Consider the following 14,478-nt stretch of genomic DNA (forward strand, 5'->3'; position numbering starts at 1 on the left):
TTACCGATCGGGCGCCCCGTCGCCCAACCGTCTCGGTCCGGTGTCCATCCGTTTGGGCACCGGGCCGACGGTTATCTGGGCGTTGAGCACGCTGGCCCCCTCCGGGGCGGCGAGGATCTGGTCGAATACCACCTCGCGCACCTCCGGGATGTCCTCGACGAGGAAGGACACCCGCATCAGCAGATCCGCCAGGGCGTCGGTGTCCACCGGTTGTTGGTCCTGGTAGCCGGTCAGGAGGGCGGCCGAACGCGGCGCCAACACGAGTTCCCGCGCATCCAGGTCGTTGAGGGGCAGCGCGCGGTAGGCCGCGTCGTCGAGCAACTCGAAGGTGTGGCCCGCCATCCCGAAGGAGATCACCGCGCCGAACAGCGGATCGGTGAAGGCCCGAATCATCGTCGCCACCCCCTTGGGAGCCATCTTCTGCACATGCAGCACGGTGTCCCCGGTCAGCTCGGACAACTCCCCGAACGCGGTGACGACGGCCGTCGCATCCGGCAGGTCCAGCCGTGCCCCCTCCCGGTCCGGCCGCCCCCGCCACGAAGGCGAACTCGCCTTCACCGCGACCGGGAAGCCCTGTTCCCGCGCCGCCGACGAGGCTTCGTGGATGCTGCGGACCTCGGCGAACGGGACCACCTCGATCCCGTATTCGGCGAGGAGTTCGGTGGTCACCGACGGGCTCAGCTCGACCACTCCGTCGTCGTTGTCGGCGAGGATCTCGCGGACCCGGGTGCGCACCGCCTCGGGATCGGTGCCCCGCGGCCGCGTCGTCGGCGAATCCGAGCGGTCGCGCCACTCCCGGTAGTGCCATGCCCGGGCCAGCGCGGTCGCCGCGCGTTCCGGGCTGCGATAGCTCGGGATCGAACCGCGCGCGGGTGAACCGTCCGGCCCGTGTACCGACAGTTCGGGCAACACCCCCTCGTCGCCGAGGAAGGTCGACACCACCGGCTTCTCCAGTCCCGCGGCGACCGTGAGCAGGGCCGCGGCATAGTCGCCTGCCGCGACCGCGACCGGTGGCACGAACACGGCGATGACGGCGTCGCAGGAGTCGGCCCCGGCCGCCGCGGCGACCGCCGAGGCGAATTCCTCCGCCGAGGCCGCCGGCCCCACGTCGACACTCGCCACCACCTGCAGACCGAGGCGCGCGCCCACGTTCCCGGCGAGCGACCCCAGGGCCGACGAATTGCCGACGATGGCGGTCCGCGGCCCGGCGGGCAGCGGTTGGTAGGCCAACAGCGAGGCGACGTCGAACATCTCCGAGATCGTGTCGACCCGGATGACACCGGCCTGCTCGAGGAGCATCCGCGCGATGCGGTCCTCGTCGTCGGAGACCGGCGTCTTCACCGCGACGATCGGCTTCTCGCGCGAGACCCGCCGTGCGATGCGGGAGAATTTGCGCGGGTTGCCGAAGCTCTCCAGGTACAGGAGCACCACTTCGGTGGCGTCGTCGGTGTCCCAGTACTGCAGCACGTCGTTGCCGGAGACGTCGGCGCGGTTGCCGGCCGAGACGAAGGTCGACAGGCCGAGTTGGCGGCGGGCCGCCGTGTCGAGGATGGCGATGCCTAGGGTGCCGGATTGGCAGAAGAAGCCGACCCGCCCGGCCTGCGGGATCCGCGGGGCCAGCGTCGCGTTGAGGGAGACCCCCGGATCGTTGTTGGCGACGCCGAGCGCGTTCGGGCCGACCAGCCGCATCCCGTGCTCGCGCACCTGGCCGACCAGCCGCCGCTGCGTCTCCATCCCGGCCTCGCCGGACTCGGCGAAGCCGCCCGACACGACGACCAGCGTCTTCACGCCCTTGGCCAGGCAGTCGTCGAGGACCTCGTCGACGACGACGGCCGCCCGCACGGCGACGACGGCCAGATCGACCGGGTCGGGGATGTCGCGGACCGTCGGGTAGGCGCGGATGCCCAGCACCGAGCGGGCACCTCCCCCGTCGGCGCGATCGGCCGATCCGGGGCCGTTGACCGGATACACCGGGCCGGTGAACCCGGCGGAGATGATGTTCGCGAGCAGTACGTTGCCGACCTTGCGCCGGTCCGTGGACGCCCCGATCACCGCGACCGACGTCGGGCGGAGCAGGTTCGCGACGCTGCGGGCCTCCGAGGCGCGTTCCCGCGCGTTGCGCACCGACAGCAGCGCCTCGGTGGGGTCGATGAGGAATTCGACGTGGACGTTGGACCCGTCGAAACTGCGGCTGAGCTGGTAGCCGGCGTCACGGAAGACGGTCGTCATATTGGTGTTCTCGGCCAGCACCTCGGCCTCGAAGCGGGTGAAACCGTTCTCCGCGGCGGCACCGGCGAGATGCTCGAGCAGGATCGGTCCGAGGCCGCGGCCCTGGTGCTCGTCGGACACGGTGAACGCGACTTCCGCGGATTCCGGCTTCCCGGCGGCGGCCAACCCCTCGTAGACGCCGATCGCGATGATCTTCCCGCCGAGCAGCGCCACCAGCGCGACCCGGTCGTGGTAGTCGACCGTCGTCATGCGGACGACCTCGCGCGGCGGCAGCGTGGGCGTCGGCCCGAAGTAGCGCATGTAGCGGGTGCGCTCGGACAGCTGCGAGTGGAACTCGACGACGTCGTCGGCATCGTCGGGGACGATCGGCCGCAGGTGCACCACACCGCCGTCGGAGGCGAGGACGTCGGCCGCCCACTCCCGCGGATACTCCCAGCGCGGGCGGCTGCCGGGCTCGGCCTGCCCCTGTCCGGCCTGATCCGCCCCGGCCGGTTCCGGTGCGGTGCGATCCTGTTCAGTCACGGGGATCCTCCGGGTCCAGGCCGTGCAACGGGTAGACCGCACGGCGGGTCGCCAGAATGGTGCGATCGGTCTGACGGAAGGCGCGCTCGTCGATGCCGGGTGGCGGATCGACACCGGAGTCGCCGTCCCACGGCGTGTACCCGACGTCGCCGCCGTCGCCCATCTCCCCGACCGGTTCGGCGGCGTAGGTCTGGTCGATCGCGGCCTTGACCTCGCGCGCTCCCGACATCCAGTCGTCGGAGATCCGCGTCGCCGGGTCGACGTCGCGCCCCAGGGCCGCGGCGATGAGATGGGTCCAGGTGCGCGGGACCACGTTGATGATGCCGTAGCCGCCGCCGCCGACGGCCAGCCAGCGTCCGTCGGCATATCGGTCGGCCAGGTCGCGCATCGCCAGGATCGCCGCGCGCTGGCCGTCGACGGTGAGTCCGAGATCGGTGAGCGGGTCCGCGTCGTGGCTGTCCGCGCCGCATTGGCTGACGATGATCTGCGGTTTGAACGCCCCGATCAGCGACGGTACGACGGCGTGGAAGGCGCGCAACCACAGCGAGTCGACGATCCCGGGCATGAGCGCGACGTTCACCGCACTGCCCAGGGCCCCCGGTCCGCCGATCTCGGTCGGCCAGCCGGTGCCGGGCCAGAGGGTCGCCGGATGTTGGTGGAGCGAGACCGTGAGGACCCGCGGGTCGTCGGCGAAGGCCCGCTCGACCCCGTCGCCGTGATGGGCGTCGACGTCGATGTAGGCGATGCGGTCGAAGCCGTGGTGCAGCAGCCAGTCGATCGCGATCGCGCAGTCGTTGTAGACGCAGAATCCGGCCGCGCGCGCCGCCATGGCGTGGTGCATCCCGCCGCCGATGTTGACCGCGCGGCGCACCGATCCGTCGGCGATGGCCCGAGCCGCGGCCACCGATCCGCCGACGAGCATCCGGGCCGCCTCGTGCATGCCGGGGAAGACGGGGTTGTCCATGTCGCCCAGGCCGTAGATCTGTTCGTACAGCGCCGCGTCGGGACTGCCCGCATCGGCGCCCATCTCCCGCACGGCCTGGATGTAGTTACGCGTGTGCACTACGCGCAGCTGGTCGTCGTCGATGTCCAGCGGCGGGATCGGGTCGATCCCGTCCAGCACGCCCAGCGAGGTGGCCAGGCTCATCGTCAGCGCCAGCCGGACCGGATTCATCGGGTGTTCGGAGGCCCAGCGGTATGCCTCGAAGCCCTCGCTCCAAATCACCGCTCCCGCTGTCGTATCCGGCACGGGTCCAGGTTATCGGTGTTGCGCGTCACAGCGACGACGAGATGACCAATCGGGGTACTGTGACTGGGACGAAAGGCGCAAAGGATTCACGTGAACGATCTAGTCGACACCACCGAAATGTACCTGCGCACGATCTACGACCTCGAAGAAGAGGGGACCGTGCCACTGCGCGCGCGTATCGCGGAGCGTTTGGAGCAAAGCGGACCCACCGTTTCGCAGACGGTGGCGCGGATGGAGCGCGACGGCCTCGTGCGGGTCGCCGGCGACCGCCACCTGGAGCTGACCGACAAGGGGCGCGACCTGGCCGTGGCGGTCATGCGCAAGCACCGCCTGGCCGAACGGCTCCTCGTCGACGTCATCGGGCTGCCGTGGGACGAGGTCCACGACGAGGCCTGCCGCTGGGAGCACGTGATGAGCGAGAACGTGGAGCGCCGGATCCTCGCCGTCCTCGACAATCCGACGACCTCGCCGTACGGGAACCCGATTCCCGGACTCGACCTGCTCGGCGCCCCCGCCCAGCCGGTCGACGACAACGCGGTGCGGATGGCCGAGCTGACCGGCACCGAGCCGCAGGCGGTCGTGATCCGGCGTCTGTCCGAGCACGCCCAGTCCGACCAGCACCTGATCGTGACCCTGCGCGAGGTGGGCATCGTCCCGAACGCCCGCGTCACGGTCGCCGGCAAGGACCGCGGCTTCGTCGTCACCACCCCGGGGCACGAGGGCCTGGAATTGTCCGAGGAGATGGCCCACTCGATCTTCGTCGAACGCGCCTGAACGCCCGGTCGGCCGCGGCACCCGTTCAGGTGTCGTGGTTCGGGGTCATCGCCGGCAACTCGACCCCCAGGGTCGCGCCGACGACATAGGACTCGACGAGGAGTTCCCAGATCATCGACGGGTGGACACCCCCGGCCAGGGCCGAGTCCAGCAGCCGGGCCAGGTTCCACCCGGGGTCTGCCGCCAGCGCGACGTCGAGCGCGATGCCCGCGCTGGTGCCCTCGCCGCCCAGGTAGTACAGGTGGGCGAGCATCGTGGCGGCACTGGCCCGTTGTCGGCCGTCGGTCCGCCGCGTCAGCTCCCGCCACACCGTTTCGGCGACGTATCGGTGCTCCCCCGCGCCGAGGGTCATCAGCGCGTCGCGCACGTCGAGGCGGATCAGCGCCCTGCCGAGCAGACTGACCGTCGCACAGGTCATTTCGGGCGGTTCCGGTCCGGTCAGCAGGTCCAGCGCCGAGCGCAGCAGTGCCGCGCCACTGCCCCTCGATGCGCTGACGCGCGGCCGACGCGGGCGTCCGCCGCAGGCGAGGTCGGTGCAGTGCTGGTCGGTCCCGGCCAGTGAGTCCGCCAGCTCTCCGCGGCTGTCCATGACGACGCGCCCGCTGGTCAGCGAGCGCTCGAGGGCCACCGGCGACGACTTCGGGTCGCCGAGCAGCCCGCATCCGTAGCCGGGGTCGGCGACGCCGATCAGATGCGGCACGGCGGGGTCGCAACCGCGCGGACCCGGGCCGTCCAACTCCCACCACATCGTGCGCCACGGCTGGCCCTGCGCGAACTCGGCCAGGACGAACCCGGCGCTCACGCCGCCCGGCACGCCGACGGCGACCAGAGCGGCGTTCATCTCGGCCACGAGACGGCGGTAGACCGGTGAATCCAGGGCGTGGCGGTCGTCGGCCACGACGACCGCGGTGGCCACCGCGCCGGTGCGCAGACAGACCGCCGCGACGTCGGCGATCGATTCCCGCATCCGCGCGGTCGGCTCGCCGCTCTCCAATTCCACGTCGTGGCGGGCGGTGACCGCGATCGAGGCGTCGGCGTCGAAGGCGACGACCACCATCGAGTGCTCGGGCCGGAAGCCGAACAGTCCGGGGATCGCGGTGAGCAGGCTGGCGGTGTCGAGGTAGGCGGTGGGCAGGCTTTGCGTCATGTGAATTGAGACGCAGAGCGCCGCCGTCCGGTTCCGCGGCGGGCCCGCCCGAGGGTCAGTGCAGCGCGGTGTCGGCGACTGCGTGAAACAGCTTGACCAGTGCTTCGTCCGGCTCGACCACCGGTTCGCCGTGCTGGGCGACGCGTTGCGCCGCGTACACACGAATGCTGCCACGCTGCGCGATCAACAGGGTGGTCGTCGCCGCCGCCCACTCGGGCCCGCCGTACCCATCTGTCCTGGAGTATCCGAGGGTCTCCGCACCGGCAACCGTCGGGAGGTTCGTCAGGGTGCGCTGCGCCACCTCGATGGTCGACGACTTCTCACCCGAGTCGTGCCGGTATCGACCGCACCGGCGCACGGTGGCGGCAAGGTCATCGAGGGAAGCAGCGGTCTGTGTGATCACCGTCGTGTAGGCGGTCATCGGGGATCCCGGTTTGGTGTCTGGGCCGTATCCCGTCTGCGCCGAGGTTCGTTGCGGCGACAGCGGAATCTGCTGAAGCTCGCAGTTGGCCGGCTCGAAGACCGCCCCGTCCGGGTATCCGGAGACGTCAGGGAGGATGAACGACAACTGCTTACCCGGGACGACGATCGGTTCGGAGCCCGAATCGGCGGGAAACGCCGACGGATCCACCGTCCGGGCGATGGGCGAATCGTGAGGCGTTCCGTCTACCGAGCAACTCGCGACCGCCGCCACCACGATGGCCGCCGACAGCAATCCGCGGGTCTTTTCTCCCGTCACACAGATCACACCTTTCACATCTGTCACTGTGCCAGGCCGCGTCGGGGAATGCCAGTGGCCCGAATCGCGTTGTTCCGCATAGCGAGTTCCCAGCGAGGTCTGGGACAATCGATGTATCCCTCAGAAGGAGGATGAATGGACTTCCGGCCCGATGAGCCCGGCAACCCCGCCGAGCACAGCTCGTTGTACGAGCTGGAGTTCCCCGCGCCCCAGGTCGCCAAGAGCACCGGCGCGGGGCCCGTGCTGGTGCACGCACTCGACGGATTCGCCGACGCGGGCAACGCCGTCGCCCTGGCCGCCCGCCACCTGCGCGAGAGCCTCGACTCCGAACTGGTCGCCACCTTTCACACCGACGAGCTGATCGACTACCGGTCGCGCCGTCCGGTGATGGATTTCTCCGGCCAGGCCTTCACCGGTGTCGAGATGCCGACGCTGACCGTCCACGCCGTCCGGGACAACGCCGGTGAGCCGTTCCTGCTGCTCTCCGGCTCGGAACCCGACCTGCGCTGGGAGCGCTTCACCGAAGCGGTCCGCGGTCTGTCGGACGAGTTCGGCGTGAGCGACGTCGTCGGCCTCAACGCCATCCCGATGGCCGTTCCGCACACCCGCCCCGCGACGGTCACCGCGCACGGCAGCGACGTCGAGTTCCTCGGCGACCTGCCGCGCTGGGGATCGCCCATGAAACTGCCCGGCAGCGCGTCGATGCTGCTGGAACTGCGGTTGGGCGAGGCCGGCTACCGCACGTCGGGCATCTCGGTCCACGTGCCGCACTACCTGGCCCAGTCGACCTACCCGGCGGCCGCGTCGCGCCTGCTGAGCACCCTCGGCTCGCTGACCGGCCTCGACCTGCCGACGAAGGCCCTCGACAGCGCCGCGGACACCTTGCGGGTCCAGATCGACGACGAGCTGTCCAACAACGGCGAGGTCGCCTCGGTGGTGTCCGCGCTGGAGTCCCAGTACGACGCCTACACCGAGGCCGCCGAGCAGCAGGCCTCCCTGTTGGCCGCCGACGAGCCGCTGCCCAGCGCCGACGAGATCGGCGACGAGTTCCAGCGCTACCTCGCCGAGCAGGCGCGCCTGGACCAGGACGGACGCGACGACGAGGGCGGGACACCGCACCCCGACGCATCGTGAACGGGAACCGTTGAGCAACGCGATCGGCGCTGACTCCGCACTGCGGGTCAGCGCCGATCCTTCTGCGGCCTTCGACGAGTTCTCCGCCTGGGCGGCGCGCGGCGGATTGACGCCCTACCCCCACCAGGAGGAGGCGCTGCTCGAGGCCGCGTCCGGGAGCCACGTCATCCTGGCCACCCCGACCGGGTCGGGCAAATCCCTCGTCGCCACCGGTGCGATCGCCTTCGCCCGCGCCCGCGGCGAGCGCGCCGTCTACACGGCGCCGATCAAGGCCCTGGTCAGCGAGAAGTTCTTCGCCCTCTGCGAGGTATTCGGGGCCGACCAGGTAGGGCTGGCGACGGGGGACGCGACCGTCAACCCGGGTGCGCCGATCGTCTGCGCCACCGCCGAGGTCGTCGCCAACATCGCCCTGCGCGACGGCCCCGGCTCCGACATCGGTCTGCTGGTGGCCGACGAATTCCACTATTACGGCGACCCGGACCGGGGCTGGGCCTGGCAGGTCCCGCTGGTCGAACTCCCGCACACGCAGTTCCTGTTGATGTCGGCGACGCTCGGCGCGGTGGAGGTCTTCGTCGAGGATCTGCACCGCCGCACCGGGCGCGACGTCGCGGCGGTCACCGATGCGATACGACCGGTCCCCCTCGAGTTCTCCTACACCCTCACCCCGATCCACGAGACCATCGAGACCCTGGTCGCCGACGGTCGCGCACCGGTCTACGTCGTCCACTTCACCCAGGCGGCCGCGGTCGAGCGGGCCCAGGCGCTGTTGAGCGCCAAGATCGCCGACAAGGCCCGGAAGGAGGCGATCGCCGAGGCGATCGGCGACTTCCACTTCGGCACCGGGTTCGGCAAGACGCTCTCCAAACTCCTGCGCTCGGGCATCGGCGTCCACCACGCCGGGATGCTGCCCCGCTACCGGCGCCTCGTCGAGCGACTCGCCCAGCAGGGCCTGCTGCAGGTCGTCGCCGGCACCGACACACTCGGCGTCGGCATCAACGTCCCCATCCGGACGGTGTTGTTCGCCTCGCTGAGCAAATACGACGGCCGGCGGGTGCGCCGGTTGCGGGCGCGCGAATTCCACCAGATCGCCGGGCGGGCGGGACGCGCTGGATTCGACACCGTCGGCTACGTGGTCGCGCAGGCACCCGAGCACGACGTGGAGAACGCCCGGTTGGTCGCCAAGGCCGGCGACGACCCGAAGAAGCTGCGCAAGGTCGTGCGGCGCAAGCCCCCGGAGGGCTTCGTCTCGTGGGGTGAGAAGACCTTCGAGGCGCTGACCACCGCCCCCGACGAACCCCTGCGCTCACACATGCGGATGACCACGGCGATGTTGATGGAGGTCCTCGCCCGCCCGGGCGACTGCTTCGCCGCGCTGCGCCACCTGCTGGAGGACAACCACGAGCCGCGGGCGCGGCAACTCGCCCTCATCGGGCACACCATCGCGCTGTACCGCGATCTGCTCGACACCGGGATCGTCACCCGTCTCCCGCACCCGGACGCGACGGGCAAGGGCATCGCGCTGGCCGTCGACGTGCCGGCGAACTTCGCGCTCACCAACCCGCTGTCGGCATTCGCCCTGGCGGCGTTCGAGCTGCTCGACGCGGAGTCGTCGAACTACGTGCACGACGTCGTCTCGGTCATCGAAGCCACCCTCGACGACCCTCGCCCGGTCCTCATGGCCCAGCGCAAGGCCGCGCGCGACACGGCGATGGCCGAGTTCAAGGCCTCGGGAATGGAATACGAGGAGCGGATGGCGCGCCTGGAGGAGATCACCTGGCCGCAACCGCTGCGCGAGGAGATCGAGCACGCCTTCGGCGTCTACCGCCGCGGGCACCCCTGGGTGGCGTCGACTCCCCCGTCGCCGAAATCGGTGCTGCGGGAGATGCTCGAGGCGGATATGACCTTCAACGAGTTGATCGCCAAACACGGCCTGGCCCGCAGCGAGGGCGTCGTGCTGCGCTATCTGTCCGACGCGTATCGGTCGCTGCGCAGCGGTCTACCCCAAGCGCTGCTCGACCACCCGGGCATCGCGGAGGTCACCGAGAACCTAGGCGCGATGATCCGCGACACCGATTCCAGCCTGCTCGACGAATGGTCCGAACTCGCCGCGACCGACGACTGACGCCGGCTTAGACCGCGGTACTCACACGCACTGGAAGTTCTTGGTGCTCCAGTACAGCGCGTTGGGGGCGTCGGGCTTACGGGTGGCGAAATCCTCGGTGCGGATGTAGTTCGGTCCGTCGGCGAGCGTCATCGCGCCCTTGCCGTTGCGGGTCAGCGTGACCAGGACGATGCATCCGGCACCGCGACCCGGCTTGAAGGCCTTGACCATCTCGGTGTTGTAGGCGGCCGGGTCCCACCAGGAGAAGCGGGTCCACCAGCCTTCGTTGTGGAACTTCGCGGTCTGGGCGCGGTTGAGGAGGAAGCCCTGCCATTCGACACCGGTGGTGCTCCGGCCCGAGATCGGGACCGGGAAAGTCGCGGTGTACTTCGGTGCCGCGTCCGCGCTTCCCGCTCCGACGACGGCTGCCGCCGCTGCGGCCGCGGTGACGGTGGCCAGTGCTGCTCTACCCAGGTGGTGCATTCTCGTCCTCACATTCGGTGGCGTACGACACACCACTGTAGGCAATCGGTCTGGTCCCGATCCGAGCGGTCCGCCGATTCCCAGCCAAATACCAGGCGGGAATAGATGCCCGCGCGGTGTGGTTGACGCCACACATGAGCGATACGACACCCCAGGAGTACGCACCCAGCCCCGCCGCTTGGGTCCGCGAGCAGGTCGAACAGTACGAGGGGTCGGGCGGCACCGCAGGCACGACGCTGCGCGACACCGACATGCCCGTCGTCATCTTGACGATGCGCGGCGCGAAGACCGGCAAGATCCGCAAAGTCCCGCTGATGCGCGTCGAACACGACGGGGACTACCTCGCCGTCGCCTCGAAGGGCGGCGCGCCGAGCAACCCCCAATGGTTCAACAACATCGTCGACACGGCGGCCAACCCCACGATCACGGTCCGCGACGGCGCGACCGTCGGCGAATACCGGGCGCGACCGATCACCGACGATGCGCAGCGCGCCCAGTGGTGGGAGCGGGCGGTGGCCGCCTACCCGCCGTACGCGGACTACGCGAAGAAGACCTCCCGCACCATCCCGCTGTTCCTCCTCACCCCGGTCGGCTGACCGCGACCGGTGCGACGCCGAGGGTCGGCGTCGCACCCAGGATCATCGTCGTCAGCAGGTCGCCGAACCGGCGATAGGCCTCTTCGCGGCCGGCCGACTCGCGAAACGCCAATCCGATCCGCCGACCCGGACGCGGTGCAGCGAAGGTCGCCGTCGCCAGCCTCCCGCCCGCGGTCTCCGCGTCGACGGCGGTCGTCGGGATCAGGGTGACCCCGAGTCCGCCCTCCACGCATTGGACCGCGGTCGACAGCGAGGCCGCGCGGGTCTGGCCGAGGTCGGGGCGGATCCCGGCCAGCTGGCACACCTCGAGCGCCTGGTCCCGAAGGCAGTGCCCTTCGTCGAGCAGTAGAAGCGGCAGGTCTGCCATGTCGGCCGGATCCACGGCTGTGCGCCCCGCCAGCCGGTGCCCGACCGGGAGTGCGAGGACGAAGTCTTCGTCGTACAGGGCGATCTCGGCGATGCCCGGTGCGTCGAGCGGCAGGGCGAGCAGGGCGAGGTCCAGGGTGCCCTCGCGCAGTTGGGCCAATAGACGGGCGGTCTGGTCCTCGACGACCTGCAGGCGAAGATCGGGCAGCTCGGCGCCCGTTCCGGCCAGGATCGCCGGCAGCACATAGGGTGCCACCGTCGGGATCAGCCCGAGTCGGAGCCCGCCGCGCAGCGGGTCCTCGGAACCGCGTGCGGCGAGCAGCATCTCGTCGACCGCGCGCACCACCGCGGTCGCATGCGGCAGGAGGGCCTCGCCCTCGGACGTCAAGAAGACACGCCGCGTCGTCCGCTCCACCAGCCGCACGCCGAGGCCGGCCTCCAATGCTGCGAGGGCCTGCGACAAGGCCGGCTGACTGATGCCCAATTCCGTTGCGGCAGCGCTGAAATGCAGTTTTCTGGCAATGGTGGCGAAGGCGCGCAACCCGGCGATCGACGGCTGATAACTTTGATCGGTCATACCTATCAATATAGTGCTAATCATCACGTAGAACTTCTAGGTCGTCTCCGCAAGAATTGAGGGCAACACCCCTGTTAACCAACGACCCGGAGGATTCTCTGATGGCTCTCTTGACGATCGGCGACCAGTTCCCCGCCTACAACCTGACCGCGGTGATCGGCGGCGACCTCTCGGCCGTCGACGCCCAGCAGCCCGACGACTACTTCACCCAGGTCTCCAGCGACGACTTCGCCGGCAAGTGGCGCATCGTCTTCTTCTGGCCCAAGGACTTCACCTTCGTCTGCCCCACCGAGATCGCCGCCTTCGGCAAGCTCAACGACGAGTTCGCCGACCGCGACGCCCAGGTGCTCGGGGCCTCGGTGGACAACGAGTTCGTCCACTTCCAGTGGCGCGCACAGCACGAGGACCTCAAGACCCTGCCGTTCCCGATGATGTCGGACATCAAGCGTGAGCTGGCGCAGGCCACCGGCGTGCTCAACGCCGACGGCGTGGCCGACCGCGCCACCTTCATCGTCGACCCGAACAACGAGATCCAGTTCGTCTCCGTGACCGCCGGGTCGGTCGGGCGCAACGTCGACGAGGTGCTGCGCGTCCTCGACGCCCTGCAGTCCGACGAGCTGTGCGCGTGCAACTGGCGCAAGGGCGACCCGACGATCGCCGCCGGCGACCTGATGAGCGCGAGCGTCTGAGCCCGATGAGCATCGACAACCTCAAAGAGGCCCTGCCCGAATACGCCAAGGATCTCAAGCTCAACCTCGGCACCATCAGCCGCACCACCGCTCTGGGCGAGCAGCAGCTGTGGGGCACCCTGCTGGCCACCGCTGCCGCCACCCGCAACACGACGGTGATCGCCGAGATCGGCGACGAGGCCGCCGACATCCTGTCTGCCGAGGCGTACAACGCGGCGCTCGGCGCCGCGTCGATCATGGGCATGAACAACGTCTTCTACCGCGGTCGCGGCTTCCTCGACGGCCGCTACGACGACCTGCGGCCGGGCCTGCGGATGAACATCATCGGCAACCCGGGCGTCGACAAGGTCGATTTCGAACTGTGGTCGTTGGCCGTCTCGGCGATCAACGGCTGTGAGCACTGCGTGGGCGCCCACGAGGCGACCGTGCGGGAAGGCGGACTGGACCGCGAGGCGGTGCTCGAGGCGCTCAAGGTCGCCTCGATCGTCGCCGGCGTCGCCCAGGCACTCACCACCAAGAGTGCCCTGAGCTAGGACCGCCACGGAAAACGCCCCGGCCGCATCGCGCGGACCGGGGCGTTTCTGGTCTCCGGGTCGTCGACCGAGCCCGAACCCGTGCTGGCCGAGTTCAGAGCTGTTCGAGCGCCCCGCCGAATCGTCGGGCCATGTCGTCGACCTGCTCGGCGGTCATGACGAACGACGGCGAGACCTGCAGCGCACCCTGACCCGCGGCGCGGGTGACCACACCGGCGCGGCGCAGTTCCTTGACCGCGGCGGGCGCCAGCGACGGGTCGGCCAATTGGACCGCGGTGACCGCGCCCAGGCCGGTGCGGACCTCGGACACGACGTCGAGCTGCGCCAACGGCGTGAACGCCGCGGCGAGTTCGCCCTCGAGCGCACTCGCCCGGTCGAGCAGGTTCTCCCGTTCCAGGATGTCCAGGTTGGCCAGTGCGGCGGCCGCGGAGCCGGCGTGGCCGCCGTAGGTGTAGCCGTGGCGCCACCAGACCCCGCCGGCGAAGAATGGATCGGCCAGCCGCGGCGCGATGAAGACCGCGCCCATCGGCAGGTAGCCCGATGTCAACCCCTTGGCCGTGGTGATCATGTCCGGCTCCAGGTCGAACCGCGACGAGGCGAACCAGGCGCCGCCGCCGATGCGGCCGAAGCCGGTGACCACCTCGTCGGCGACGAAGAGGATGTCGTGGTCGCGGCAGATTCCGCGCACCTCGTCGAGGTAGCCGTCCGGCGGCAGGTAGACGCCGCCCGCGCCGATGATCGGCTCGCAGAAGAACGCGGCGATCTTCTCGGCCCCCACGCGCTCGATCAGCCCGAGCAGACTCTTCGCGTCGTCCCAGTTGACGGTCTCGACACCCGGCATCAGCTCGCCGTAGCCCTCGCCGTTGGCGGGGATGCCGGCCAACGACGTGCCCGCGACGTGCATGCCGTGGTAGGCCTTCGACCGGCCGACCATGATCGTCTTCTCCGGCTGTCCGACCTCGTGCCAATACCGGCGGGCCAGCTTCGCCGCGGTTTCGACCGCGTCGCTGCCGCCCGAGGTGAAGAAGATCTTGCTGCCCGGCACCGGGGCCATCGCCGAGAGCCGCTCGGCGAGTTCGACCGACACGTCCGCGGCGTGATCGCCGAAGCCGGAGTAGTGCGCCAGGCGCGAGAGCTGCTTGGCCACCGCGTCGGCGACCTCGGTGCGGCCGTGTCCGATATTGGTGAACCAGAGGCCCGCGGTGGCGTCGATGTACCGGTTGTCCTGGTCGTCGAATACGTAGGCGCCCTCACCGCGGGTGAGGATGAACGGACCGGACTTCTCCACGGCGCCCATGTCGGCGAATCCGTGCCACAGCGAATAGCTCATGGATCCATC

At 69.9% G+C, this 14,478-nt stretch carries 13 protein-coding genes; 6 read left to right on the forward strand and 7 right to left on the reverse strand.

Going from position 1 to position 14,478, the window contains the following annotated elements; translation table 11 throughout:
* Together HUN08_RS09860 and HUN08_RS09865 are read right to left on the reverse strand one after the other, a co-directional pair.
* Positions 1–2,751 (reverse strand): GNAT family N-acetyltransferase, encoded by a 2,751-nt coding sequence (locus HUN08_RS09860; protein WP_174900910.1) that lies wholly within the window; start codon positions 2,749–2,751, stop codon positions 1–3.
* A complete protein-coding gene (locus HUN08_RS09865) occupies positions 2,744–4,000 on the reverse strand; it encodes an acetoin utilization protein AcuC (protein ID WP_174900911.1) in 1,257 nt (418 codons plus the stop codon). Before HUN08_RS09865 ends, HUN08_RS09860 begins: the two co-directional genes overlap by 8 nt.
* A gap of 90 nt (positions 4,001–4,090) precedes the next feature.
* On the opposite strand from HUN08_RS09865, the gene HUN08_RS09870 reads away from it, so the two are divergent.
* Positions 4,091–4,774, forward strand: coding sequence for a metal-dependent transcriptional regulator (locus tag HUN08_RS09870; RefSeq protein ID WP_124246538.1), 684 nt, complete (start codon positions 4,091–4,093; stop codon positions 4,772–4,774).
* A 25-nt stretch (positions 4,775–4,799) separates the two neighbouring features.
* On the opposite strand, the gene HUN08_RS09875 is transcribed toward HUN08_RS09870, so the two are convergent.
* Together HUN08_RS09875 and HUN08_RS09880 are read right to left on the reverse strand one after the other, a co-directional pair.
* A complete protein-coding gene (locus HUN08_RS09875) occupies positions 4,800–5,921 on the reverse strand; it encodes a DUF4192 domain-containing protein (protein ID WP_124246539.1) in 1,122 nt (373 codons plus the stop codon).
* A 55-nt stretch (positions 5,922–5,976) separates the two neighbouring features.
* On the reverse strand, positions 5,977–6,768 hold the full coding sequence (locus HUN08_RS09880; RefSeq protein ID WP_124246540.1) for a hypothetical protein: 792 nt from the start codon (positions 6,766–6,768) through the stop codon (positions 5,977–5,979).
* 27 nt (positions 6,769–6,795) lie between these two features.
* On the opposite strand from HUN08_RS09880, the gene HUN08_RS09885 reads away from it, so the two are divergent.
* Complete coding sequence (locus tag HUN08_RS09885) at positions 6,796–7,794, forward strand: PAC2 family protein (protein WP_124246541.1); 999 nt, start codon at positions 6,796–6,798, stop codon at positions 7,792–7,794.
* A 10-nt stretch (positions 7,795–7,804) separates the two neighbouring features.
* A complete protein-coding gene (locus HUN08_RS09890; protein WP_124246542.1) occupies positions 7,805–9,916 on the forward strand; it encodes an RNA helicase in 2,112 nt (703 codons plus the stop codon).
* A gap of 21 nt (positions 9,917–9,937) precedes the next feature.
* Here the strand turns inward: HUN08_RS09890 and HUN08_RS09895 are convergent, their stop codons facing one another.
* Entirely contained in the window at positions 9,938–10,390 is a 453-nt protein-coding gene (locus HUN08_RS09895; protein WP_124246543.1) for a hypothetical protein, read from the reverse strand.
* 122 nt (positions 10,391–10,512) lie between these two features.
* Here HUN08_RS09895 and HUN08_RS09900 point away from each other — a divergent pair, with 122 nt between their 5' ends.
* Positions 10,513–10,974: a nitroreductase family deazaflavin-dependent oxidoreductase gene (locus HUN08_RS09900; RefSeq protein ID WP_124246544.1), complete on the forward strand. Its 462-nt coding sequence runs from the start codon at positions 10,513–10,515 to the stop codon at positions 10,972–10,974.
* Here the strand turns inward: HUN08_RS09900 and HUN08_RS09905 are convergent.
* Positions 10,958–11,917 (reverse strand): hydrogen peroxide-inducible genes activator, encoded by a 960-nt coding sequence (locus HUN08_RS09905; protein WP_124246545.1) that lies wholly within the window; start codon positions 11,915–11,917, stop codon positions 10,958–10,960. The two genes, HUN08_RS09900 and HUN08_RS09905, sit on opposite strands and share 17 nt — an antisense overlap.
* A gap of 101 nt (positions 11,918–12,018) precedes the next feature.
* Between HUN08_RS09905 and HUN08_RS09910 the strand changes: the two genes are divergently transcribed.
* Positions 12,019–12,606: a peroxiredoxin gene (locus tag HUN08_RS09910; protein WP_124246546.1), complete on the forward strand. Its 588-nt coding sequence runs from the start codon at positions 12,019–12,021 to the stop codon at positions 12,604–12,606.
* Between the two features lie 5 nt (positions 12,607–12,611).
* Positions 12,612–13,139 (forward strand): carboxymuconolactone decarboxylase family protein, encoded by a 528-nt coding sequence (locus HUN08_RS09915; protein ID WP_007321413.1) that lies wholly within the window; start codon positions 12,612–12,614, stop codon positions 13,137–13,139.
* 94 nt (positions 13,140–13,233) lie between these two features.
* Here HUN08_RS09915 and HUN08_RS09920 read toward each other — a convergent pair whose 3' ends face one another.
* Positions 13,234–14,469 carry an aspartate aminotransferase family protein gene (locus HUN08_RS09920; protein ID WP_124246547.1) on the reverse strand — a complete coding sequence of 412 codons (1,236 nt, stop codon included), beginning with the start codon at positions 14,467–14,469 and terminating at the stop codon, positions 13,234–13,236.
* Positions 14,470–14,478: the final 9 nt, after the last annotated feature.

Source organism: Gordonia sp. X0973, assembly GCF_013348785.1.
Lineage (GTDB): Bacteria > Actinomycetota > Actinomycetes > Mycobacteriales > Mycobacteriaceae > Gordonia.

Coding starts and splice junctions, on each gene's coding strand:
- HUN08_RS09915 (WP_007321413.1), top strand. CDS start 12,612: ATGAGCATCGACAACCTCAAAGAGGCCCTGCCCGAATACGCCAAGGAT.
- HUN08_RS09875 (WP_124246539.1), bottom strand. CDS start 5,921: ATGACGCAAAGCCTGCCCACCGCCTACCTCGACACCGCCAGCCTGCTC.
- HUN08_RS09910 (WP_124246546.1), top strand. CDS start 12,019: ATGGCTCTCTTGACGATCGGCGACCAGTTCCCCGCCTACAACCTGACC.
- HUN08_RS09905 (WP_124246545.1), bottom strand. CDS start 11,917: ATGACCGATCAAAGTTATCAGCCGTCGATCGCCGGGTTGCGCGCCTTC.
- HUN08_RS09920 (WP_124246547.1), bottom strand. CDS start 14,469: ATGAGCTATTCGCTGTGGCACGGATTCGCCGACATGGGCGCCGTGGAG.
- HUN08_RS09885 (WP_124246541.1), top strand. CDS start 6,796: ATGGACTTCCGGCCCGATGAGCCCGGCAACCCCGCCGAGCACAGCTCG.
- HUN08_RS09900 (WP_124246544.1), top strand. CDS start 10,513: ATGAGCGATACGACACCCCAGGAGTACGCACCCAGCCCCGCCGCTTGG.